The organism is Streptomyces sp. V4I2 (genome assembly GCF_030817655.1).
In the GTDB taxonomy this organism is placed as follows: Bacteria; Actinomycetota; Actinomycetes; order Streptomycetales; family Streptomycetaceae; genus Streptomyces; species Streptomyces plumbiresistens.
Genome location: NZ_JAUSZM010000003.1, coordinates 7,803,263 through 7,826,167 on the forward strand (window position 1 = coordinate 7,803,263; position 22,905 = coordinate 7,826,167).

Annotated in this window: 16 protein-coding genes; 11 read left to right on the top strand and 5 right to left on the bottom strand. The window is 68.7% G+C overall.

The features are described 5' to 3' along the window. The first annotated feature begins 120 nt into the window (after positions 1-120). A complete protein-coding gene (locus tag QFZ76_RS36765) occupies positions 121-639 on the top strand; it encodes a class I SAM-dependent methyltransferase (protein WP_307677710.1) in 519 nt (172 codons plus the stop codon). Positions 640-728: 89 nt separating this feature from the next. Here the strand turns inward: QFZ76_RS36765 and QFZ76_RS36770 are convergent, their stop codons facing one another. Further along, positions 729-2,273 carry a SulP family inorganic anion transporter gene (locus tag QFZ76_RS36770; RefSeq protein WP_373464403.1) on the bottom strand — a complete coding sequence of 515 codons (1,545 nt, stop codon included), beginning with the start codon at positions 2,271-2,273 and terminating at the stop codon, positions 729-731. A 434-nt stretch (positions 2,274-2,707) separates the two neighbouring features. Here QFZ76_RS36770 and QFZ76_RS36775 point away from each other — a divergent pair, with 434 nt between their 5' ends. From QFZ76_RS36775 to QFZ76_RS36795, 5 genes are all read left to right on the top strand, one after another. Then, positions 2,708-3,112, top strand: coding sequence for a MerR family transcriptional regulator (locus QFZ76_RS36775; RefSeq protein ID WP_307677712.1), 405 nt, complete (start codon positions 2,708-2,710; stop codon positions 3,110-3,112). 749 nt (positions 3,113-3,861) lie between these two features. Beyond that, positions 3,862-5,487 (top strand): aminotransferase class III-fold pyridoxal phosphate-dependent enzyme, encoded by a 1,626-nt coding sequence (locus tag QFZ76_RS36780; RefSeq protein ID WP_307677713.1) that lies wholly within the window; start codon positions 3,862-3,864, stop codon positions 5,485-5,487. 212 nt (positions 5,488-5,699) lie between these two features. Then, on the top strand, positions 5,700-8,057 hold the full coding sequence (locus QFZ76_RS36785) for an IucA/IucC family protein (RefSeq protein ID WP_373464404.1): 2,358 nt from the start codon (positions 5,700-5,702) through the stop codon (positions 8,055-8,057). A 33-nt stretch (positions 8,058-8,090) separates the two neighbouring features. After that, positions 8,091-8,867, top strand: coding sequence for a GNAT family N-acetyltransferase (locus QFZ76_RS36790; protein WP_307677714.1), 777 nt, complete (start codon positions 8,091-8,093; stop codon positions 8,865-8,867). Between the two features lie 354 nt (positions 8,868-9,221). Continuing rightward, positions 9,222-11,210, top strand: coding sequence for an ATP-dependent DNA helicase (locus QFZ76_RS36795; RefSeq protein ID WP_307677715.1), 1,989 nt, complete (start codon positions 9,222-9,224; stop codon positions 11,208-11,210). A 153-nt stretch (positions 11,211-11,363) separates the two neighbouring features. Here the strand turns inward: QFZ76_RS36795 and lexA are convergent, their stop codons facing one another. Continuing rightward, positions 11,364-12,143: a transcriptional repressor LexA gene (gene lexA, locus QFZ76_RS36800; protein WP_266432931.1), complete on the bottom strand. Its 780-nt coding sequence runs from the start codon at positions 12,141-12,143 to the stop codon at positions 11,364-11,366. 563 nt (positions 12,144-12,706) lie between these two features. Here lexA and nrdR point away from each other — a divergent pair. Further along, a complete protein-coding gene (gene nrdR / locus QFZ76_RS36805; RefSeq protein ID WP_307677717.1) occupies positions 12,707-13,267 on the top strand; it encodes a transcriptional regulator NrdR in 561 nt (186 codons plus the stop codon). 164 nt (positions 13,268-13,431) lie between these two features. Beyond that, positions 13,432-16,326 carry a vitamin B12-dependent ribonucleotide reductase gene (locus QFZ76_RS36810; protein ID WP_307677718.1) on the top strand — a complete coding sequence of 965 codons (2,895 nt, stop codon included), beginning with the start codon at positions 13,432-13,434 and terminating at the stop codon, positions 16,324-16,326. A 225-nt stretch (positions 16,327-16,551) separates the two neighbouring features. Here the strand turns inward: QFZ76_RS36810 and QFZ76_RS36815 are convergent, their stop codons facing one another. Both QFZ76_RS36815 and QFZ76_RS36820 read right to left on the bottom strand, forming a co-directional pair. Further along, on the bottom strand, positions 16,552-17,373 hold the full coding sequence (locus QFZ76_RS36815; protein WP_307677719.1) for a hypothetical protein: 822 nt from the start codon (positions 17,371-17,373) through the stop codon (positions 16,552-16,554). A 486-nt stretch (positions 17,374-17,859) separates the two neighbouring features. Then, the gene (locus QFZ76_RS36820; RefSeq protein WP_307677720.1) at positions 17,860-18,393 is read right to left on the bottom strand and encodes a TerD family protein; all 534 of its coding nucleotides are present in this window, start codon (positions 18,391-18,393) and stop codon (positions 17,860-17,862) included. Between the two features lie 148 nt (positions 18,394-18,541). Here QFZ76_RS36820 and QFZ76_RS36825 point away from each other — a divergent pair, with 148 nt between their 5' ends. From QFZ76_RS36825 to QFZ76_RS36835, 3 genes are all read left to right on the top strand, one after another. Beyond that, positions 18,542-19,147, top strand: a complete 606-nt coding sequence (locus tag QFZ76_RS36825; protein ID WP_307677721.1) for a YdbC family protein — start codon at positions 18,542-18,544, stop codon at positions 19,145-19,147. A 118-nt stretch (positions 19,148-19,265) separates the two neighbouring features. Further along, positions 19,266-19,925: a histidine phosphatase family protein gene (locus QFZ76_RS36830; RefSeq protein ID WP_266432920.1), complete on the top strand. Its 660-nt coding sequence runs from the start codon at positions 19,266-19,268 to the stop codon at positions 19,923-19,925. Positions 19,926-19,937: 12 nt separating this feature from the next. Then, positions 19,938-20,843 (top strand): ADP-ribosylglycohydrolase family protein, encoded by a 906-nt coding sequence (locus tag QFZ76_RS36835; protein ID WP_307677722.1) that lies wholly within the window; start codon positions 19,938-19,940, stop codon positions 20,841-20,843. Positions 20,844-21,199: 356 nt separating this feature from the next. On the opposite strand, the gene QFZ76_RS36840 is transcribed toward QFZ76_RS36835, so the two are convergent. Beyond that, complete coding sequence (locus QFZ76_RS36840) at positions 21,200-22,747, bottom strand: MFS transporter (RefSeq protein WP_307677723.1); 1,548 nt, start codon at positions 22,745-22,747, stop codon at positions 21,200-21,202. Positions 22,748-22,905 lie beyond the last annotated feature (158 nt).

Here is a 22,905-nt window from a genome sequence, read left to right on the forward strand (position 1 = left end):
CTGAGGGACAGCGCGCGCACTGGCAGAGCACCTACGCCGCTCATCCCGGAATGTATGGCGAGGAGCCCTCCACCGCCGCCGTCCACGCGGCCGGCGTCTTCCGTACGGCGGGCCGGGCAGGTGCTCGAGCTCGGAGCCGGACACGGCCGCGATGCCCTGTGCTTCGCCCGCCAGGGCTTCACCGTCCGCGCCACCGACTTCAGCCCCACCGGCCTCCGGCAACTGCGGCACGCCGCCCACGAGCAGGACGTCGCCGAACGGATCAGCACCATGGTGCACGACGTGCGCGAGCCGCTGCCCATACCCAACGCCACCGTCGACGCGGTCTTCGCGCACATGCTGCTGTGCATGGCCCTGTCCACCGGGGAGATCCACGCCCTGGCCGACGAAATCCGGCGCGTGCTGCGGCCGGGTGGCACCTTCGTCTACACCGTCCGGCACACCGGCGACGCCCACTACGGCGCCGGCACCGCACACGGAGACGACATCTACGAGCACAGTGGCTTCGCCGTGCACTTCTTCCCCCGCGCCCTGGTCGACAGTCTCGCCGAGGGCTGGACCCTGGATGAGGTCCACCCGTTCGAGGAGGGCGACCTGCCCCGCCGCCTGTGGCGCGTCACCCAGACCCTGCCCGGGTGAACAGCCGGCAGACGTCCGTCGCCGACGGGAGGTTGCGGAGACTGATGGCACGCGGCTGTCGGCGCGGCTGTCGGATGCGCGTACGGCGGTCAGTGGCCGCCGGTGAGCTCGCCGCTGAGCGTCTTGTGGATCCGGGCGCTGGGCTCGTTCAGCCCGATGATCTCGACGGTCTTGCCGCGCTGGGCGTACTTGGTCTCGATGGCGTCCAGGGCCGCGACCGAGGAGGCGTCCCAGATGTGGGCGGCGGACAGGTCGACGACGACCTTGTCGGGGTCGTTGGCGTAGTCGAACCGGCCGACGAGGTCGTTGGAGGAGGCGAAGAACAGCTCGCCCGTGACCCGGTAGACGACGGTGGTGCCGTCGGGGTCGGTGACGGCGGTGACCTCGGCGAGGTGGGCGACGCGCTTGGCGAAGATGACCATCGCGGTGATCGAGCCGACGACCACGCCGATGGCGAGGTTGTGGGTGGCGACGACGCACGCGACGGTGATCACCATGACGCTGATCTCCCCGGCGGGCATCCGCTTGAGCGTCTTCGGCGCGATGGAGTGCCAGTCGAACGTGGCCACCGACACCATGACCATCACCGCGACCAGCGCGGCCATCGGGATGTCGGAGACGACCGGCCCGAAGACGATGCACAGCACCATCAGGAACGCCCCGGCCAGGAACGTCGACAGCCGGGTGCGGGCGCCCGAGACCCGGACGTTGATCATCGTCTGGCCGATCATGGCGCAGCCGCCCATGCCGCCGAAGAAGCCGGTGACGATGTTGGCGACGCCCTGCCCGACCGACTCACGGGTCTTGGAGGAGTGGGTGTCGGTGATGTCGTCGACCAGCTTCGCGGTCATCAGCGACTCCATCAGGCCGACGAGGGCCATCGCCAGCGCGTACGGGGCGACGGTGGTGAGCGTGTCCAGGGTGAAAGGCACGTCCGGCAGGCCCGGCACCGGCAGCGCGGAGGGCAGGTCGCCCTTGTCTCCCACGGTCGGCACCGCGATGCCGGCCGCGACCGTGAGGACGGTGAGGATGACGATCGACACCAGCGGCGCCGGGATCACCGTGGTGACCTTCGGGAAGAACACCATCAGCGCCAGCCCGGCGACGATCAGCGGACAGACGGGCCAGGGCACGTCCGTCATCTCCGGCACCTGTGCCATGAAGATCAGCACAGCGAGGGAGTTGACGAAGCCGACCATCACGCTGCGCGGGACGAACCGCATCAGCTTCGCGACTCCGAGTGCGCCAAGGACGATCTGGAACACACCGGCGAGGATGACGGCCGCGACCAGGTAGCCGAAGCCGTGCTCTCGGTTCAGCGGGGCGATGACCAGGGCGACCGCGCCGGTGGCCGCAGAGATCATGGCCGGTCGGCCGCCGACGATCGCGATGGTCACGGCCATGGTGAACGAGGCGAACAGGCCGATGGCCGGCTCGACCCCGGCGATGATCGAGAACGAGATCGCCTCCGGGATCAGCGCCAGCGCGACCACGAGTCCGGCCAGCACCTCGGTGCGCAGCACTTTGGGATCGGAGAGCCAGGACGGACGCCGGGAGCCACGCAGCCACGCGGCCGGGGAGAGTGCGGAGGATGACAAGACGGAGGGAACCTGTCGTGCTCGGGCACCCGGCATCACGGCGGGCGCGCAGGGAGGTGTGGAGGGCCGGGGCGGCGATCCACGGGGTTCACGAGTCGCGGACCGGAGTCGCGGACCGAAGTCAGTGGGCAGCAGCGAATCGACCCGCAGGGGAATATTGCGCTGTGAGTGGGCGAAGGGTCACGGCGGGAAGGCGGCGGCGCCGGGCATCACGGACATGCGCACGCTCTCTCCCACGGACATCGATCTTCGCCGGGGGCTTCGTCGGCCCCGACACGGCTCAGTGTGACGGGGCGGCATCCCGTACCAGGGAAACGGGCACGGCAGGCGGCCGCCCCAACACCCGGGCAACTCTACCCTAACGTTAGAGTAGAGACCGGCGGTGGCCGGTCGTCCGCGGCCGCAGCGGCAGGCGGCGGCAGATGGCGATTGACGGCGACAGACAGCGACGGACGAGGAAGGCACCCCGCGTGAGCAGCGAGCACATGCAGATCGGCGAGGTCGCCGCACGGACCGAGCTGTCGCTGCGCACCATCCGGCACTACGAGGACACCGGCCTCGTCATCCCCTCCGCCCGCTCCCAGGGCGGCTTCCGCCTCTACACCGAGGCCGACGTGGCCCGCCTGATGGTCATCCGCCGTATGAAGCCGCTCGGCTTCACCCTGGATGAGATGCGCGCCCTGCTCGACGCCACGGATCGTCTGGACTCGGGCGAGGAACTGCTGCCCGGGGAGCGCGAGGAACTGCTGAAGCGCATACAGGGCTTCGAGCAGGCCGCACAGCAGCGGGTCGAGGATCTGCGCACCCAGCTGGCCCGTGCCGAGGAGTTCGCGGCCACGCTGGCGGCACGCCTCACCCCGGCATCCGCACCCTGACACGGCCCGACTGAAGCCGCTGCGCGTCGATGCGGTTGCGGAGTGGCGACCCGCGTGAAGGCCGGGTGCTGACCTGCGACGAACTGCCCGCGGTGAGAGACGAATTGGCTGGCGCGTGGGCGCGTGGGCGCGTTGTGGCGTCGGTGGATCGGTGAGTCGGCGCGGGAGAAGGCAGGCGTCAGCGCCTGGTGACTCGGCCCGCCTGATCGGCCGGCTGTTCTGCCGCAACGCTCGACCCGTCGCCGCGGGAGACGACTGGTTCGGCCACGGCAACGATCACGAGGCAACCCGTAACCCGCTGAGCAGTCCGAGGTTGGTAGCGACGGGGCCTTGTCGCCGGTGGTCGCTCCGGTCGGCCTGTCGACCCGGCCCCTCGTGCCCAATTCCCGTGAGCTTTCGAGAGTCTTCGAGTGAACGCTCGCGGGGTTTCGTATGTCGGGTCGGGCGAGGACGTCAGGAACGGCCTGCCCTTGGACTGCGGGAGGACAGGGAGCCGTGGGTGTGAAGAGGCGTGCGGTTGGGGTGGCGGCGAGGACTGCGTGTGAAGGGGGTGCCGTTGTGGTCGAACTTGTGGCCAATGCCGTAGGGATCCCAGCGTCCGCTGGGGACACCGCCGGGATTGTGCTGGGAGAAGTGGCCGGGGTCGGGACTGGGAGGACGTGGTGACCGGGCTTGGCGAGGCTGGTGCGGATGCGGATGCCGATGCGCTTGAGGGGGCTGCCGAGGAGGCATCCGATGGGGTGCACTTGATGCAGGAGGGGATTCTGCGGCGACAGTCGCTGCGCGAGTCGGCGGCGCGTACCTACGCTCGCGCCCTGCCGATCGTGCCGGTGCGAGCCCGTGGGCTGACCATCGAGGGCGCGGACGGCCGCCGCTACCTGGACTGTCTCTCGGGCGCGGGGACCCTGGTACTCGGCCACAACCACCCCGTCGTCCTGGAAGCGATCCGCAACGTCCTCGACTCGGGTGCCCCGCTGCACGCCGTCGACCTCGCGACCCCCGTCAAAGACGCCTTCGTCACCGAACTGTTCCGCACGCTGCCGCCGGGGCTCGCCGACCGCGCGCGGGTCAGGTTCTGCGGACCGGCCGGCACGGACGCGGTGCAGGCCGCGTTCCAACTCGTCCGATCGGCGACGGGACGCGACGGCATGCTCGCCTTCACCGGCGCCCACCACGGCACAATCATCAGGGCGCTCGAAGCGCCCGGAGACGCCGTCGGCTCGCGGATCGCCCACCTGCCCTACCCCCAGGACTACCGCTGTCCCTTCGGCGTCGGGGGCGCGCGCGGTGCCGAACTCGCCGCCCGGTGGGCCGAGTCCGTCCTTGACGCCCCCAAGTCGGGGCTGCCGCTGCCTGCCGGGGTGATCCTCGAACCCGTCCAGATCGAGGGCGGTGTGCTCCCCGCGCCCGATGCGTGGATGCGACGCATGCGCAAGATCACAGCCGCTCGGGCCGTCCCGCTGATCGCCGACGAGATCCGGACGGGTGTCGGGCGCACCGGTGCTTTCTGGGCCGTGGACCACAGCGGCGTCACACCCGACGTGATGATCCTCTCCAACGCCATCGGCGGCAGCCTGCCCCTGGCCGCCCTGGTGTACCGGGACGACCTCGACGCCGGGGAGCCCGGCACCCCCGCGGACACGTTCCCGGGCAACCAGCTGGCCATGGCCGCGGGCGCGGCGACGCTGTCCTACGTCCGTGAGAACAGCCTCGCGGAGCGGGCCGGGACGCTCGGCTCCCGCATGCTCAATCAACTTCGGGCGCTTGCACGCGAGTTCTCCATCGTCGGCGATGTCCGGGGCCGGGGTCTGATGGTCGGGATTGAACTTGTCGAGGCTGAGGGCGATTTCGGCACCGCTCGGGCCGAGGCTGGGACTGAACCGGGGGCGGTGGCTGGGGCTTGGGCTGGAGGTGGGGCCTCGCTTGCGGATCAGGTCAGCCTTGGTGGTATCGATGATTGTGGTGCGGGCACCTTCGCCGGTGCCGGTGCCGGTGCCGGTGCCGCAGCGGGTGCGGGGCACGATGGTGGGGCGCCGTCGACCGGCTTGGGGAGTGTCGAAGCCGGTCGCTCTGCTGGAAGCCCGCGTCCTGCCGCCCCCCACCTCGCTGCTGCCGTCCAACGGGAGTGTCTGCGCCGCGGTCTGATCGTCGAGCTGGGCGGCCGTCACACGAGCGTCGTACGGCTGCTCCCACCCCTGACGATCACCGACGAACAAGCGACAGCGGTACTGGACCGACTGACCGACGCGGTGGAGGCAGTGGCCCGGAACCACGCCCGCGGGGAGCAGACGCTCCCACAGCGACCACAGCAGCCACGACGCCCACAGCACCCACAGCCCGGCCGACCCGGCGACCGCGCCGAGCGGGCGGGGTAGCCCAGTGGCCGTGGCCCGCGAGGTCTGACGCCCACACGCCCACACAGGAACCCTCCTCTCACCCATCACCGCCGAGATCCTCCCTCAACATCTCTGACCTCCAGCCCCGTCACACGACTTCCTGAACACCCCAGCCCGACGCACGCCTTACCGCACCACGGAGCCGATTCACCTCGGCCGCACGAGCCAGAACCACCCCGAGGAGCACTGCCTTGAACACCACCCCCGCACCCGGCGGCCGTGCCCACCCCCACACCGACGGCTCCTCCGGCGGCCAGAACTCCTCGCATCCACAACCGGCGCCGACCACCACACGGACCGCCCACCAGCGGCGGGAGGCCTCGGTGGAGGCAAGCGGAGCGACCGAGGTGCCGGCGGAAAAGGTTCCGACACAGGTAGGGCGCAGCCCCGAGACCGCCTGGCTACGAGGCGGTGCCACCGACCTCCTGGAGCATGCCGATCCGCACACGGTGGCTGAGGCCGCGGCCGTGGAAAACCTGTTGCGCTGCTGGGTACGCGAAACCAACCTCCCCGCACCCGACAACTGCACTCTCTGCATCCCGCTTCCCGCCAGCGGCACAGCCCTCCTCACTCCCGTCCACTACTGGTCTCCGACAGGCTGGCACCGCTTCGGCCTCCCATTCCTCGCCGACGCCCCCGATGACGCTCCACCGGCCGACGCGATCACGGTCGCTGCCCTGCTCACGCGCGAGTCGTCCAGCGGAGGAAACCCCACCGACAGGCCCACTCAGACCGCCATCCAGCAGACGCCGCACTCTGTGGACTCGGCAGAGCCCACCGCCGCCCTGTCGGCTCAGCCGACCGAGTCGACGCGCCCGGGCCCCACCACGGCCTCGCCAGCACCGGGCCAAACCACTCCCGGAACCCCTGAGGCCGCCTCCGAGACCGCAACATCTGCCTCCACCTCAGAGACGACTACCTCGGAGCCCGACGCTCACGTCCCCGTGACCGGCACAGCCGCCCCCGATGCCGGTGCTCACCTCCCCGTGACCAGCACAGTCACCTCCGATGCCGGCGCTGAAGTCCTCCCGACCCACGCTCCTCCCCAGGCACCTCCCGCTCTCGCCCCGGCCGGTGCCGGTGCTGATCTCGTCGCACGCGTGGCCGACTCCGTTCGCCGAACCGCCGCCTTCGTCACCGAGCGACGGAGGTACCCTGCCGACGACCCCCACCTCTTTCTCGCCGCCGAACAGGCCCTCGTACTCGGACATCCGCTGCACCCGACACCGAAGAGCCGCGAGGGTCTCTCCGAAGCCGAAGCACGGCTGTACTCGCCCGAGTTGCGCGGTTCCTTCCCCCTGCACTGGTTGGCTGTAGCTCCCTCTGTACTGGCCACCGACTCGGCCTGGACCGAACGTGGCCGCCCGATTTCCGCGACCCAGCTCACCGCACGGCTCGCAGGAGCCGGGCTCCCGCTGCCCGACGGCCACACCGCCCTGCCCCTGCATCCCTGGCAGCTGCGCGAGATCCTGCACCGCCCCGAGACCACGGCCCTGCTCGACGCGGGACTGCTCCAGGACCTCGGCACGCACGGCTCCCCATGGCACCCCACCTCCTCCGTTCGAACCGTCCACCAGTCCGGCGCCCCCACCATGCTCAAGCTGTCCCTGGGTCTGAGCATCACCAACTCCCGCCGAGAGAACCTCCGCAAGGAACTCCACCGCGGCGTAGAGGTCCACCGGCTGCTCCGCAGCGGCCTGTCCAAGCAATGGCAGGCAGCCCACCCCGGATTCGACATCGTCCGCGATCCCGCCTGGGTCGCCGTCGACGGGCCGGACGGAAACGCCGTGCCCGGGCTCGACGTGATGATCCGGCACAACCCGTTCAGCCCCGAGGACGACGTCTCCTGCATCGCCGGACTCGTCTCGCCCCGACCCCACGTCCCACCAGGCGCCGCCGACGGCCATCGGCACCTCGACCGGCCGGCCTTGCGGTCCCGGCTGGCCGAGGTGGTCATACGCCTCGCCGACCGGACCGGCCGTCCCCGTGGAGCCGTCGCCGCCGAGTGGTTTCTGCGCTACCTCGAACAGGTCGTACGCCCGGTGCTGTGGCTGGACGCGGAAGCGGGAATCGCCCTGGAGGCACACCAGCAGAACACATTGCTCCTGCTGGACCGCGACGGCTGGCCCACCGGCGGCCGCTACCGCGACAACCAGGGCTACTACTTCCGCGAGTCCCGGCGCGCGGAACTCGATGCCCGGCTGCCCGGCATCGGAGAGCACAGCGACACCTTCGTCTCCGACGAGGTGACCGACGAACGATTCGCGTACTACCTCGCGATCAACAACGTCCTCGGTCTCATCGGCGCGTTCGGCTCTCAGCGCCTCGCCGACGAGCGGCTTCTGCTCGCCGCCTTCCGTGGCTTCCTCACCGACGTCGACTCGGGGCCCGCCCGACTGCACACCACGCTGCCCACCCGCCTGCTCGACTCACCGGTCCTGCGCTGCAAGGCCAACCTGCTGACCCGCCTCCACGGCCTCGACGAACTCGTCGGCCCGGTGGACACCCAGTCCGTGTACGTCACCATCACGAACCCCCTTCATTGCTGACCGCCGCCTGACCAACGCCGACGACTTTCATTCATGACCGACGCGCGTGACCGCCGCCAACCCCTTTCCCGCGAGGAACATGACGCCGTGAGCCCGGACAGCGAGGACACGCTGGAGCTGCGCCTGCCCGACGAACTCATCGCACTCCTCGAGAAGGAGAGCGAGAGGACCGGCGACAACCCGGACCGGGACCACGCCGCGGAAATGGCACCGCCCGCCGACGCCCCACCAACAGGCGACGACCTGATCGAACAGGTCGCGGACTGGGGGCCGACCGCGACCCCTGCGGGCGGGTTCCACCTGGTTCCCGTACGCATCGAGCGGGACCTGTCGCTTGTCAGCCGCTGGATGAACGACCCCGCCGTCGCAGAGTTCTGGGAGCTGGCCGGACCCCAGTCCGTCACGGAGGAGCACCTGCTCGCCCAACTCGCTGGCGACGGACGCAGCGTTCCGTGCCTCGGGGTGCTGGAGGACACACCGATGAGCTACTGGGAGATCTACCGGGCAGACCTCGATCCGCTGGCACGTCACTATCCCGCTCGACCTCACGACACCGGCATCCACTTTCTTATGGGCGGTGCCGCCGACCGTGGGCGAGGGCTCGGCAGCACGCTCTTGCGAGCTGTCGCCGATCTGGTGCTCGACAAGCGGTTCTCCTGTACCCGCGTGGTCGCGGAACCCGACCTTCGCAACATCGCCTCCATCGCCGCCTTTCTGAGTGCAGGATTCGGCTTCGCCGCCGAGGTCGACCTGCCCACCAAGCAGGCCGCCCTCATGATCCGAGACCGGCACCTGCGCCATGTGTTGTAACGCCACGTCGCAGCGTCATCACTTTTGGTACACCGCCCGCGCCGATCCGGTTCCCACTCGCGCCACACGGATTTCCAGCCGAGCCGACATCCGACGAATCCGTGTCCGGCGAGCGCCGTAGCCAAGCCGATTTCCACCAGCGCCGAGCCCAGCCCCTGACGCCACCACGCCGCCATCGAACAGAACCGAAGTGATCCAGGCCATCAAACGAGCCACCGCGAACCCGAACGTGCCTGTCCCGGACCCGACCGAAGCGATCCGATCCACGCCTGAGCAGCACTCGGTCTTGATCCCGCCCCTCACCACCGCCTTGATCGCCCGTTTGTCAGTGGCGCGCCGTAGGGTGGTCGCGCTATGACGAAGCCCTCACTCCCCGAACTCCTGCATGCTGCCGTCACTGCCGTCGGCGGCACGGAGCGCCCAGGCCAGGTGACCATGGCCGAAGCCGTCGCGGACGCGATCGACGACAGCTCCCATCTCCTGGTGCAGGCCGGCACCGGCACCGGAAAGTCGCTGGGTTACCTCGTGCCCGCGCTCGCGCACGGGGAGCGCGTGGTCGTGGCGACCGCCACTCTCGCCCTGCAGCGTCAGCTCGTGGAGCGAGACCTGCCGCGTACGGTCGATGCACTGCACCCGCTGCTGCGCCGCCGCCCGGAGTTCGCGATGCTCAAGGGCAGATCGAACTACCTGTGTCTGCACCGACTCCACGAGGGCGTCCCGCAGGACGAGGAGGAGGGCCTCTTCGACCAGTTCGAGGCGGCCGCGCCCACCAGCAAACTGGGCCAGGACCTGCTGCGCATGCGTGACTGGGCGGACGAGACCGAGACCGGCGACCGCGACGACCTCACGCCCGGCGTCTCCGACCGCGCCTGGTCCCAGATCTCGGTTTCCTCACGGGAATGCCTGGGGGCTTCGAAGTGCGCCTACGGTGCCGAGTGCTTCGCCGAGATGGCCCGCGAGCGCGCCAAGCTCTCCGAGGTCGTCGTCACCAACCACGCGCTGCTCGCCATCGACGCCATCGAGGGCGCCCCGGTCCTCCCGCAGCATGAGGTGCTGATCGTCGACGAGGCGCACGAACTGGTCTCCCGGGTCACCGGAGTCGCCACCGGTGAGCTCACCCCGGGCCAGGTCAACCGCGCGGTGCGCCGCGCGGCCAAGCTCGTCAACGAGAAGGCCGCCGATCAGCTCCAGACCGCCGCCGAGGGCTTCGAGCGGCTGATGGAACTCGCCCTCCCCGGCCGCCTGGAGGAGATCCCGGAGGACCTCGGCTACGCGCTGATGGCCCTGCGCGACGCCTGCCGCACTGTGATCTCCGGGATCGGCGCCACCCGCGACAAGTCCGTCCAGGACGAGGACGCGGTCCGCAAGCAGGCGCTGGCCTCGGTGGAGAGCGTGCACGACGTGGCGGAGCGCATCACGAACGGCTCCGAGTGGGACGTCGTCTGGTACGAGCGTCACGATCGCTTCGGCGCTTCTCTGCGCGTGGCCCCCATGTCGGTCTCGGGCCTGCTGAGGGAGAAGCTCTTCGCCGACCGTTCGGTGGTCCTGACGTCCGCGACCCTGAAGCTGGGGGGTGACTTCAACGGCGTAGGTGCGTCCCTGGGCCTCGCCCCCGAGGGTACGGAGGGCGAGGACGTCCCGCAGTGGAAGGGCATTGATGTCGGCTCGCCCTTCGACTACCCCAAGCAGGGCATCCTGTACGTCGCGAAGCACCTGGCCCGCCCGGCGCGGGACGGCGACCGCACGGACATGCTCGACGAACTCACCGAGCTGATCCAGTCGGCCGGCGGTCGCACCCTGGGGCTGTTCTCCTCGATGAGGGCGGCCCAGCTGGCCGCGGAGGAGCTGCGCTCCCGCATCCCCGAGTTCCCCATCCTTCTCCAGGGCGAGGAGACACTCGGCGAACTGATCAAGAATTTCGCGGCCGATCCCAAGACGTGCCTCTTCGGCACGCTGTCGCTCTGGCAGGGCGTCGACGTCCCGGGCCCCAGCTGTCAGCTGGTCGTCATGGACAAGATCCCGTTCCCGAGGCCGGACGATCCGCTGATGAGCGCCCGCCAGAAGGCGGTGGAGGACGCGGGCGGGAACGGCTTCATGGCGGTGGCCGCCACCCACGCGGCGCTGCTCATGGCCCAGGGCGCCGGTCGCCTCGTACGGGCTTCGGGGGACCGCGGTGTGGTTGCCGTACTGGACCAGCGTCTGGCGACGGCCCGGTACGGGAGCTATCTGAAGGCTTCGTTGCCCGACTTCTGGTACACGACGGACCGCAATCAGGTCCGGAGGTCGCTGGCCGCGATCGATGCGGCGGCGAAGAAGGCGGAAGCGGAAGCCACGGCAGAGTGATCGGGCGTTGGCCTGTCCCCTCGCAGGGACAGGCCAACGCCCGATCAAAGTCCCCGCGTCACCAGGGATCGCACAGCGCAGGGCCCCGGAACCGGCGCAGGGGTCCCGGGGCCCGGTCAGGGGGTCGGCTCTACGAGCCGGCCGCCGCAGCCGTCACACGCGCCGCAGCACTGCCACCACCTTGCCGAGGATGGTCGCATCGTCGCCGGGAATCGGCTCGTAGGCGGAGTTGTGCGGGAGGAGCCAGACGTGGCCGTCCTCGCGCTTGAAGCGCTTGACGGTCGCCTCGCCGTCGAGCATCGCGGCGACGATGTCGCCGTTCTCGGCGACCGGCTGACGGCGGACCGTGACCCAGTCTCCGTCGCAGATCGCGGCCTCGATCATCGAGTCGCCGACGACCTTGAGGACGAACAACTCACCGTCGCCGACCAGCTGGCGGGGGAGAGGGAAGACGTCCTCGACCGACTCCTCCGCGAGGATCGGGCCACCTGCGGCGATGCGGCCGACCAGCGGGACGTACGACGCGGCGGGCTTGCCTGCGGTGTCGGTGGGCTGCGCCGAGGATGCCTGGTCGGATCCGCGCACTTCGTAGGCGCGCGGGCGGTGCGGGTCGCGGCGCAGGAAGCCCTTGCGCTCCAGGGCCATCAGCTGATGAGCGACCGACGACGTGCTGGACAGGCCGACCGCTTGGCCGATCTCCCGCATCGACGGCGGGTAGCCACGCCGCTGCACGGAGTCCCGGATGACCTCGATCACCCGCCGCTGCCGGTCGGTGAGCCCCGAGCTGTCCGCCCGGATGCCCGGAGGTCGGCCCGGTAGGGAGCGCTTGTGCCCCTCGGGATTCATGGCTTCGTTCATCGCATGCACCGGCTCGAGTCGGCCCTGGGAGCGGTCCTGGGCAGTGATGGTGGCACTGTCTGCGGTGGTGGTCACGTCGGCCCCTCTCGATGGTCTCCCTGCTGGACAACGGTAGTTGCTTTCGAAAGGTTGCGCCAAACACACGTTCGAGTGAAAAAGTGCGAATAACCTGGCTTGATCTTGTGCTCGGGTGTATGGCTGACGCGGCGCTCAGCAGACATAAGCGCCCATTGTTGTACTCTTCACCGCCGGAGTGGCGACCTCGTGGGTGCCGCCCCAGTCTGCCATCCGCCTTCCCGCCGACCGGGAACGGGCCCCCATCTGCGCGGGAACCCCACGTGCCCTCCCTGTGGCGCCCACGGTATCTCCGCATGTGTCGCAGCGGTACGTCTGTGCGGCCCGTGTACCGGAGCTGCGGTACGGGCGTGTGGCACATGCCAATGCTCGCGCGACACGCGTGTACGGCGTGTATGTATGGGCCAATCCCCACATGTAGTGGTTGGATTGCAGCAGCAGCCCAGAAGTTGTGGTCCCCCGGGTCTTCGAGCCCTCGGTCATCGCCTATGCTTGGGGCTGCTTCAAGGGGCACGAGAGGTCTCTTGAGGCTATTGAGTCTGCTGTGAGGAGGGTTCGGAGTTATGCACTGCCCCTTCTGCAGGCACCCCGACAGCCGCGTCGTCGACAGTCGTACGACCGACGACGGCACGTCGATCCGCAGGCGCCGCCAGTGTCCTGACTGCTCCCGTCGTTTCACGACCGTGGAGACGTGCTCACTCATGGTGGTCAAGCGGTCCGGAGTCACCGAGCCTTTCAGCCGTACCAAGGTCATCAATGGCGTGCGCAAGGCATGCCAGGGGCGGCCTGTCACCGAGGACGCGCTCGCCCAACTCGGCCAACGGGTCGAGGAAGCGGTGCGCGCCACCGGAAGCGCCGAGCTGACCACCCACGACGTGGGGCTGGCCATACTCGGCCCGTTGCAGGAGCTCGATCTCGTCGCCTATCTGCGATTCGCCTCCGTCTACCGGGCGTTCGACTCGCTCGAGGACTTCGAGGCGGCCATCGCGGAACTCAGGGAACAGCCGGGACACCCCGTCGCGGACGACGACGACCGCGAAGGTGCTGTCGCGGGGGGCCAGGAAGACGATCGCGGGTCCGCGGGGACTGCTCAGGTCCCCGAGCCCGCGCACTCCGCCGACTGACCGGCGGGCCGGAACCGGGAGAAGGCCCCGGGGCCGGCCGGGCAGCGGCGGACGAAGACTTGCTGCGGGCGACAAGCGAGTGGTGCCCGCAGCACTAGACACACCACCGTGCCACGGGAACATCGTGGCATTTCAGGGCGTTTTTGCCTGTACAGGGAGGCGGCATGACAGAGACGGCGAGCGGTCCGGCACGGAGTTCCCGCGCCAAGGGCACCAAGGCGACCAAGGGGCTGCGCATCGAGCGCATCCACACCACCCCCGGCGTGCATCCGTACGACGAGGTGTCCTGGGAGCGCCGTGACGTCGTCATGACCAACTGGCGCGACGGCTCGGTCAATTTCGAGCAGCGTGGCGTCGAGTTCCCCGACTTCTGGTCGGTGAACGCGGTCAACATCGTCACCAGCAAGTACTTCCGCGGTGCCGTGGGCACCCCGCAGCGCGAGGTGAGCCTCAAGCAGCTCATCGACCGCATCGTGAAGACGTACCGGAAGGCCGGCGAGGACTACAAGTACTTCTCCTCGCCCGCCGACGCGGAGATCTTCGAGCACGAGCTGGCGTACGCCCTCTTGCACCAGATCTTCAGCTTCAACAGCCCCGTCTGGTTCAACGTCGGTACGCCCCAGCCCCAGCAGGTCTCGGCCTGCTTCATCCTGTCCGTCGACGACTCCATGGAGTCGATCCTCGACTGGTACAAGGAAGAGGGCATGATCTTCAAGGGCGGCTCCGGCGCCGGCCTGAACCTCTCCCGCATCCGCTCCTCCAAGGAGCTGCTCTCCTCCGGCGGCAACGCCTCCGGGCCGGTCTCCTTCATGCGCGGCGCCGACGCCTCGGCAGGAACGATCAAGTCGGGCGGCGCCACCCGTCGCGCCGCCAAGATGGTCATCCTCGACGTCGACCACCCGGACATCGAGGGCTTCATCGAGACCAAGGTGAAGGAAGAGGTGAAGATCCGCGCCCTGCGTGACGCGGGCTTCGACATGGACCTGGGCGGCGACGACATCACGTCCGTCCAGTACCAGAACGCCAACAACTCGGTCCGGGTGAACGACGAGTTCATGAAGGCGGTCGAGGAGGGCGGCAAGTTCGGCCTGCGCGCCCGCATGACCGGCGAGGTCATCGAAGAGGTCGACGCCAAGACCCTCTTCCGCAAGATGGCCGAGGCGGCCTGGGCCTGTGCCGACCCCGGCATCCAGTACGACGACACCATCAACGCCTGGCACACCTGCCCGGAGTCGGGCCGCATCAACGGCTCCAACCCGTGCAGCGAGTACATGCACCTGGACAACACGTCCTGCAACCTCGCCTCGCTGAACCTGATGAAGTTCCTCAAGGACGACGGCAAGGGCACCCAGTCCTTCGAGGTCGAGCGCTTCGCGAAGGTCGTCGAGCTCGTCATCACCGCGATGGACATCTCCATCTGCTTCGCGGACTTCCCGACCCAGAAGATCGGCGAGAACACCCGCGCCTTCCGCCAGCTCGGCATCGGCTACGCCAACCTCGGCGCCCTGCTGATGGCGACCGGCCACGCGTACGACTCCGACGGCGGCCGCGCCCTCGCCGGCTCCATCACCTCGCTGATGACGGGCACGTCGTACAAGCGCTCCGCCGAACTCGCCGCGGTCGTCGGCCCGTACGACGGCTACGCCCGCAACGCCCAGCCGCACCTGCGCGTCATGAAGCAGCACTCCGACGCCAACACCACGGCCGTCCGCATGGACGACCTGGACTCGCCGATCTGGGCCGCCGCCACCGAGGCCTGGCAGGACGTGCTGCGTCTCGGCGAGAAGAACGGTTTCCGTAACTCCCAGGCGTCCGTCATCGCCCCGACCGGCACCATCGGTCTGGCGATGTCCTGCGACACCACGGGTCTTGAGCCCGACCTCGCCCTGGTCAAGTTCAAGAAGCTGGTCGGCGGCGGCTCGATGCAGATCGTCAACGGCACCGTTCCGCAGGCCCTGCGCCGCATGGGTTACCAGGAGGAGCAGATCGAGGCGATCGTCGCCCACATCGCCGACCACGGCAATGTGATCGACGCCCCGGGCCTCAAGCACGAGCACTACGAGGTCTTCGACTGCGCGATGGGCGAGCGCTCCATCTCCGCGATGGGCCACGTCCGCATGATGGCCGCGATCCAGCCGTGGATCTCCGGTGCACTGTCCAAGACGGTCAACCTGCCGGAGTCGGCGACCGTCGAAGACGTCGAAGAGGTCTACTTCGAGGCCTGGAAGATGGGCGTCAAGGCGCTCGCCATCTACCGCGACAACTGCAAGGTCGGCCAGCCGCTCTCCGCCAAGACCAAGGAGAAGGAGAAGGTCGAGGTCACGGAGAAGGCAGAGGCGACCATCCGCGAGACGGTCGAGAAGATCGTCGAGTACCGCCCCGTCCGCAAGCGCCTCCCGAAGGGCCGTCCCGGCATCACGACGTCCTTCACGGTCGGCGGCGCCGAGGGCTACATGACGGCCAACTCCTACCCGGACGACGGCCTGGGCGAGGTCTTCCTGAAGATGTCGAAGCAGGGCTCGACCCTCGCCGGCATGATGGACGCCTTCTCGATCGCCGTCTCCGTCGGCCTCCAGTACGGCGTGCCGCTGGAGACGTACGTCTCGAAGTTCACGAACATGCGCTTCGAGCCCGCCGGCATGACGGACGATCCGGACGTGCGGATGGCGCAGTCGATCGTCGACTACATCTTCCGCCGCCTGGCGCTCGACTTCCTGCCCTTCGAGACGCGCTCCGCGCTCGGCATCCACTCCGCCGAGGAGCGCCAGCGCCACCTGGAGACGGGTTCGTACGAGCCGTCCGACGACGAGATGGACGTCGAGGGCCTGGCCCAGTCGGCACCGCGCGCCCAGGAGCTGAAGGCCGTCGCCACGCCGAAGGCCGAGGTCGAGGTGGCCAAGCCCGCCCCGCAGCAGGCCCACACCAGCGCCGAACTGGTGGAGATGCAGCTGGGCATCCAGGCCGACGCCCCGCTGTGCTTCTCCTGCGGTACGAAGATGCAGCGAGCCGGGTCCTGCTACATCTGCGAGGGGTGCGGCTCGACCAGCGGTTGCAGCTGACACTGGGCGGAACTGCGTCGAGGGCAACACTCGGCAAACGCTCACCTGACAAGTAGTCCCTGATGAGAGGGGCGTCAGCCTCGTGCTGACGCCCCTCCCGCGTAGCGGCCTTCTCTAAGGAGACATCCGCCGCTCAAGCGCCCGCAGCAATGTTGCATCCAGCGCAGCCGCCCTACAGGCCCCCTGTGAGGGTGGGTTGACGAGAAGCACCGATCCGGGCGCCGTCTACCGAAGGGGGCTTGTTGTCACGGCGCTGCGATGGCACCCTCGTGGCGTGATCAAGAGAATCGAGTCCTCTGCTCGCCTGTGAGCGAGACACCCGGGATTGGACTGCCCGGACATCAGACAACGCTGTTCGGCCACGCGCTCCGACTGCATCGGCTGTCGCCGGACAAGCCCCTGCCACGCGAAGGCGAGCCGTATCCCGATGAGGAACGGCGCAGACGTGGACCTCGCCCGAAAGCGCCGCGCGACCGCAAGCTGGTGGGAGTCGATGTCGCCCGGATTCTCGACGAGCACTTCGCCGATCCGGAGGCTGTGCCGAGTGCGCTGAACGACCGCTTCCATGACGTCTACGTACCGATCCACCACATCGAGCACATCGTCGCCGCCGACATGGCTGGGGAAGGCCGCGCACGGGAAGTCGGTCGGTGGCTGGTGCGGTACGCGACGGATACGTCCGCCGTCACGGTCGGGTTGGCCCTGCTCGCTGCCGTGGGCACGGTGGACGACATTCCACTGATCCAGGTCATCGGACTGCTCTCCTGTACCTTCGGCCCACTCGCAGCACGGGGCCTCGAGCGCTTGCCCGGCGGTGCGGATGCACTGATCTGGCTGGCGGAGCGGGTGACCGGCTGGGGCAGGGTTTACATCGTGGAGGCTCTGTGCCGGCTCGTGGACGGTGACCCGGTCGTCCGACCCTGGCTGTTGCGGAGGGCGGCCGACGGCGACTTCCGCAACGGCTACTTCGTGGGCCGGCTCGCGCGGGTGGCCGAACTCCACAAGGTTGTCGCGATGTTCGGGGACGACGCCGAGCTGGTTGACCACACGACCCGGCTTCTCCACGCGATGACGTACGGCGAAGGCATGGGCACCTCACTCCGTCGCTACCCGTACGCGGTGGTGGTCCTGGAGGCGCACGTCCGCGCACTCGGGGACCTTGAGCCGACGGTCGAGCGCTATTTCGCCGCGGCGACGATCGCCCAATACCTGACCAATGAGACACCGATCGGCTCCGACGATCCTGGCTCCGAAGCGGGTTGGGACCGAGGCCGAGCTGCGTACCTCGCGCTGCTCGACAAGGAGGAGTGGTGTGCCACAGCGCGTGAAGGACTCGCTGCCGAGGATGGCCGGATCACGTGGCTGGTCGACTCTGTGGCCTCGGAGCTCAAGCTGAGAGCCTTCCAGCCCGAGAGCTCAGGAATGGCGCACGCCAGGAACAAGTGCTCTCCACCGGATCCTCGGCATCCTCTGGGTGTGAACCCACGGGCAGGGCGGGAGCGCCGATTCCCGGCGCCACCGCCCTGGACCTCGCTATGCGTGGCGCGCCCGCCCCATCGTTGCCGTGAACGTCGACGGGTCGTCCTCGAAGCCGTGGATGCCGGGATGGAAGTCCCAGGTACCGGACCCTTCGCGCACGAGTTCCGCGACCGTCGCCGCCGTTGCCCCCAGAATGTCGCCGAAGTTGTCCTCGGCCAGGACGGTGTAACCCTCACGGATACGGAGCGCCGGGTTGATCACACTGACGAAAGTGCGGTGCTCGGAGCGCTGTTGGATGATGACGCCGACGACCACGCGCGCGTAGCGCGCGTCCAGCCGGTCCAGCTCGACCGTCATGACCTCGTCCCAGCCGAAGCCCTTGCCATCCTTGCTGTCGCGGTTGAGGTAGATGGTTCCGTCGGGGGAGCGGCTGTCGAAGTGCACTACATACGCGGGATCCCCGTACGGATCGCTCGCCAGGTAGGTGGCGGCGACGACGTCCAGATCGGTGGGCGGCTGTCCCGCCGGACTCGGGTCCCACTTCAGGGCGATCTCGACCTTGCGGATGCCCTTCTTGAGGCCGTTCACCAGACTTCCCCTTCCCCCAGTGGTGCCGCCCGAACTGCCGGGCAGACAAGGCAGATTGCCCATCCTGCCACGCGCGTCCGTGCACTTGGGGGCGAGCTCTCCGCCCGAGAGTGACCGACGCCACGCTCCGTGGCCTTACGATGGCGCGGTGCTGGTCAAGTGGATTCGCTGCACCGTGGTGGACCGCCGCGGTTTCGAGCGGGGGCAGCGAAAGTGGGCGGGGCTTCTGGGGGAGCCGGGGTTTCGGGGGCAGGGTGGTGGCTGGAGCCGGGGTCGGCAGGGCGTGGCGCACATCTTTGCCTTCTGGGAGAGCCGTGCCTTCTACGACTCCTTCATGGCTCGCTCCCACGACCGCCTGGCGGCAGCACAGTCGGGCACCTTCAAGGACAGCCAGGTCAAACTGTTCGACTACCGTTTCGACGTGAAGACCGGCTTCGAACCGCGGTTCTCGGACGCCGACCTGGTACGGGTCGCCCACTGCCGCGTTCACGAGGAGCGAGCCGAGCACTTCACACTGATGCAGGAGAAGGTCTGGAACCCGGCGATGGCCGGTTCCCCCGGCATGATCCGCGGACTGTTCGGAGAGGCGCCGGGAAACGAGTTCCTGGTGCTGTCGATGTGGCTGTCGGCCGCCGAACACGGCAAGTACCGCACCGAGCGCGTGGAGCGCCTGGCCCTGCGGGCCCAGATCGAGGCGGACGTAGTCGCCCTCACGGGCGACATCGTGCAGCTCGAACCGAGCTGGACGGTATGACGTCCGGACCTGTTACTCGTGCGTCTTACCGTGGCTCTTGGTGCCGGAAGATGTGACCTACGCTGTATGAAGGCCGTACGAGTGCTCGATCGGCCCTCAACCGATCTAGGGTTTTGGCATGGCACGACCACGGCGCATCGTCCTTGTTCGACACGGCGAGTCAACGGGCAATGTTGATGACACCGTGTACGAGCGCGAACCCGACCACTCCCTGGGCCTCACCGGTCAGGGCTGGCAGCAGGCCGAGGAGACGGGCAAGCGGTTGCGCGAGGTGTTCGGCCGCGAGCGCGTCAGCGTGTACGTCTCCCCCTACCGCCGTACGCACGAGACCCTGCGTGCCTTTCATCTGGACCCCGAGCTCATACGCGTGCGCGAGGAGCCCCGGCTGCGTGAGCAGGACTGGGGAAACTGGCAGGACCGTGACGACGTCCGGCTCCAGAAGGCCTACCGGGACGCGTACGGACACTTCTTCTACCGCTTCGCCCAGGGCGAGTCCGGCGCCGACGTGTACGACCGGGTCGGCGGTTTCCTGGAGAGCCTGTACCGCAGCTTCGAGGCGCCCGACCATCCGCCGAACGTGTTGCTGGTCACCCACGGCCTTGCCATGCGGTTGTTCTGCATGCGCTGGTTCCACTGGACGGTCGCGGAGTTCGAGTCGCTGGCGAATCCGGGGAACGCGGAGATGCGGATGCTCGTTCTCGGAGACGACGGCAAGTATGTGCTCGACCGGCCCTTCGAACGCTGGCGGGATCCGGAGCCGTACGGGATCACCGGATAGAGTGGCAGGGCGATGACCGCTGATTCCTCTCCCGACGGGCGCCTGGACCGCGCCCTGGCCAGCCTGCGCGGACTGGCCGTGGGGGACGCGCTGGGCTCACAGTTCTTCGTGCCGGTGAACTACCCGCTGCTGAAGCACCGCGAGCTGCCGCCCGGCCCCTGGCAGTGGACGGACGACACGGAGATGACCTGCTCCGTGGTCGCGGTCCTGGCCGCCCACCACCGCATCGACCAGGACGCCCTAGCCCGCTCCTTCGCTGACCATCACGACTTCGACCGTGGCTACGGCCCCGCGGTCAACCGCCTGCTGCGCCTGGTCCGGGAAGGCGGTGACTGGCGAGAGCTCGCCGCCCAGCTCTTCAACGGCCAGGGGTCCTGGGGCAACGGTGCCGCGATGCGGATCGCGCCCCTGGGCGCCTGGTACGCGGACGACCCGGAGCAGGCGACCCACCAGGCCGAGATCTCCTCGTACCCCACCCACCAGCACCGTGAGGCCGTGGTCGGCGCCATGGCCGTCGCCGCGGCCGCCGCGCTGGCCGCCGCTCCCGGCGGGCCGCCCAGCCCGGAGGCGCTTCTCGACGGAGTCGTCGCGCTCGTTCCGAAAAGCGCTGTCGGCGCGGGCCTGCGGCGCGCCCGGGACATGCTCGACTACGCGGATGCAGGCACCGTCGCGGCCGTGCTGGGCTGCGGCCGGCGTACGACGGCCCACGACACCGTGCCTTTCGCGCTCTGGTCGGCCGCCAGGGGGCTGGGGGACTATGAGCAGGCGTTCTGGACGACTGCGCAGGTCGGCGGTGACGTGGATACGACCTGCGCCATCGTGGGTGGGGTGATCGCCTCCGGCAAGGTGGGGACGCCACCGGCCGCGTGGGTGGAGCAGACGGAGGCTTTGCCCGACTGGGTGCCGACCTCCGTCTGACGGGACCTGCCGCGCAGCTGACGGGACCTGCCGAGGTGGTTCTGCCGCGGTCGTTGTCCGTCGACGAGGGCGCGGCCTGCGGTTCGATCGGAAACTCTCTGTGCGCGTCGGGAACTCTGTGTGACCACTGGGGCGTTCTCGCAGTATCCGCTGTGTGATGAATGGGTTCGCACAGGCAGGTGGCATACGAGGGCCGCAGGGGGTGGGTTGTGCATTACGTAGGAGGTTCGCTGACGCTGCTGGGCGTGCTGGCCGTGCTGGCCCGAGCGTGCGTCGTGCGAATGGCCGGACCGCCGTCGCCGTCCGTCTCCCGAACCGCGGCCGGCCATTCGCAGCGTTGTACGGGGCCTGTCGGCTCAGCCGATGCCCGGACCCGCGGTGCCGGCGAGGGCATCCAGGTCGCTCTTTCGGACTCTGATCACCAACCAGGCGGTGACCAGAGCGAGTACGGCCATTGCCGCGGCCGCGATGAAGCCTGTCGAGATGCCCTGAGCGAGCACCTCGTGCCCCCAAGGGGCGGGCAGCTGATGCGTCTGACCGAACTCGGCCTTCTGCTCCGCCGAACCCTCGGCGAGGAACTTCGGCAGTTGCTTCTCCGCCTCGTCCTTGCTGGCCGAGCCGAACACCGTCGTCAGGATGGACAGGCCGAGCGAACCGCCCACCTGCTGCGTGGCGTTGAGCAGTCCGGATGCCGCGCCCGCCTCGTGCTGGGCGACACCGGAGACCGCGGTGAGCGTGAGCGTCACGAAGTTCAGACCCATGCCGAAGCCGAACACCAGCATCGGCCCGAGCACACCGCCGACGTAAGAGCTGTCGGAGCTGATGAGGGCCTGCCAGCCCAGCCCGATCGTCGCGAGCGCCGAGCCCACGATCATGAACGGCTTGGGCCCGAGCACCGGAAGGAACCGTTGGGACAGGCCGGCCCCCAGTGCGATCACGACCGTCACGGGCAGGAAGGCGAGACCCGCCTGGATCGGGGTGTAACCCAGCACGTTCTGCACGAAGAGCACGATGTAGAAGAACATGCCGAACATCGCCGCGGCGAGGCTCAGCATGATCACGTACGTCCCCGAGCGATTCCGGTCGGCGAACATCCTGAGCGGCGTTATCGGTTCCTTGGCACGGGACTCGATGAACGCGAAGGCCAGCAGCAGGACCACGGCGGCGCCGAAGGAGCCGATGGTCAGGCCGTCCCGCCATCCCTCGTCCGCTGCGCGGATGAAGCCGTAGACGAGCAGGGCCATGCCTGCCGTCGAGGTGAGTGCGCCCGCGACGTCGAAGCGCCCGGTGTGCCGTTCGGAATCGCTGATGTACAGCGGTGTGAGTACGGCGATCAGCACGCCGATGGGTACGTTCACGAAGAGCACCCACCGCCAGTCGAGCCACTCCGTGAGCATGCCGCCCGCGAGCAGGCCGATGGCACCGCCGCCCGCGGAGACCGCGGCGAAGACGCCGAAGGCCCGGTTCCGTTCCGGCCCTTCGGGAAATGTCGTGGTGATGAGAGCCAAAGAGGTGGGCGACGCGATCGCGCCTCCCACTCCCTGCAGGACTCGTGCGGCCAGCAACTGCCAGGGCTCCTGCGCAAGGCCGCCGAGCAGCGAGGCGAGGGTGAACAGCAGGATCCCGGCCATGAAGACCCGGCGGCGGCCGAGGATGTCGCCGGCCCGGCCGCCGAGGAGCAGCAGGCCGCCGAAGGTGAGCGTGTAGGAACTGACGACCCAGGTGAGGTCGGTCGTACTGAACTTGAGCGCGTCTTGAATGTGCGGGAGCGCGATATTCACAATCGTCGCGTCGAGTACCACCATGAGTTGGCAGGCCGCGATGACGGTGAGGGCGATGCCGGGATGTCCCTCCCGGCGGGCCGCACCTGGTTTCTGGTCCTGAGTCAACTGAGAGGTTGTCACTATGGGTCCCCCACAAGTGCCCTAGTGAACGATGGCGTTCACTGTTGCGTCAACGGTAGTGAGTCCCAAGTAGTGAACGCAAGCGTTCACTCAGCTTGTTGTCGTGCGGCACGTCCCCCGTTGTTGCCGCGCGGCGTTCCCCCTGCTCCCGGAATTTC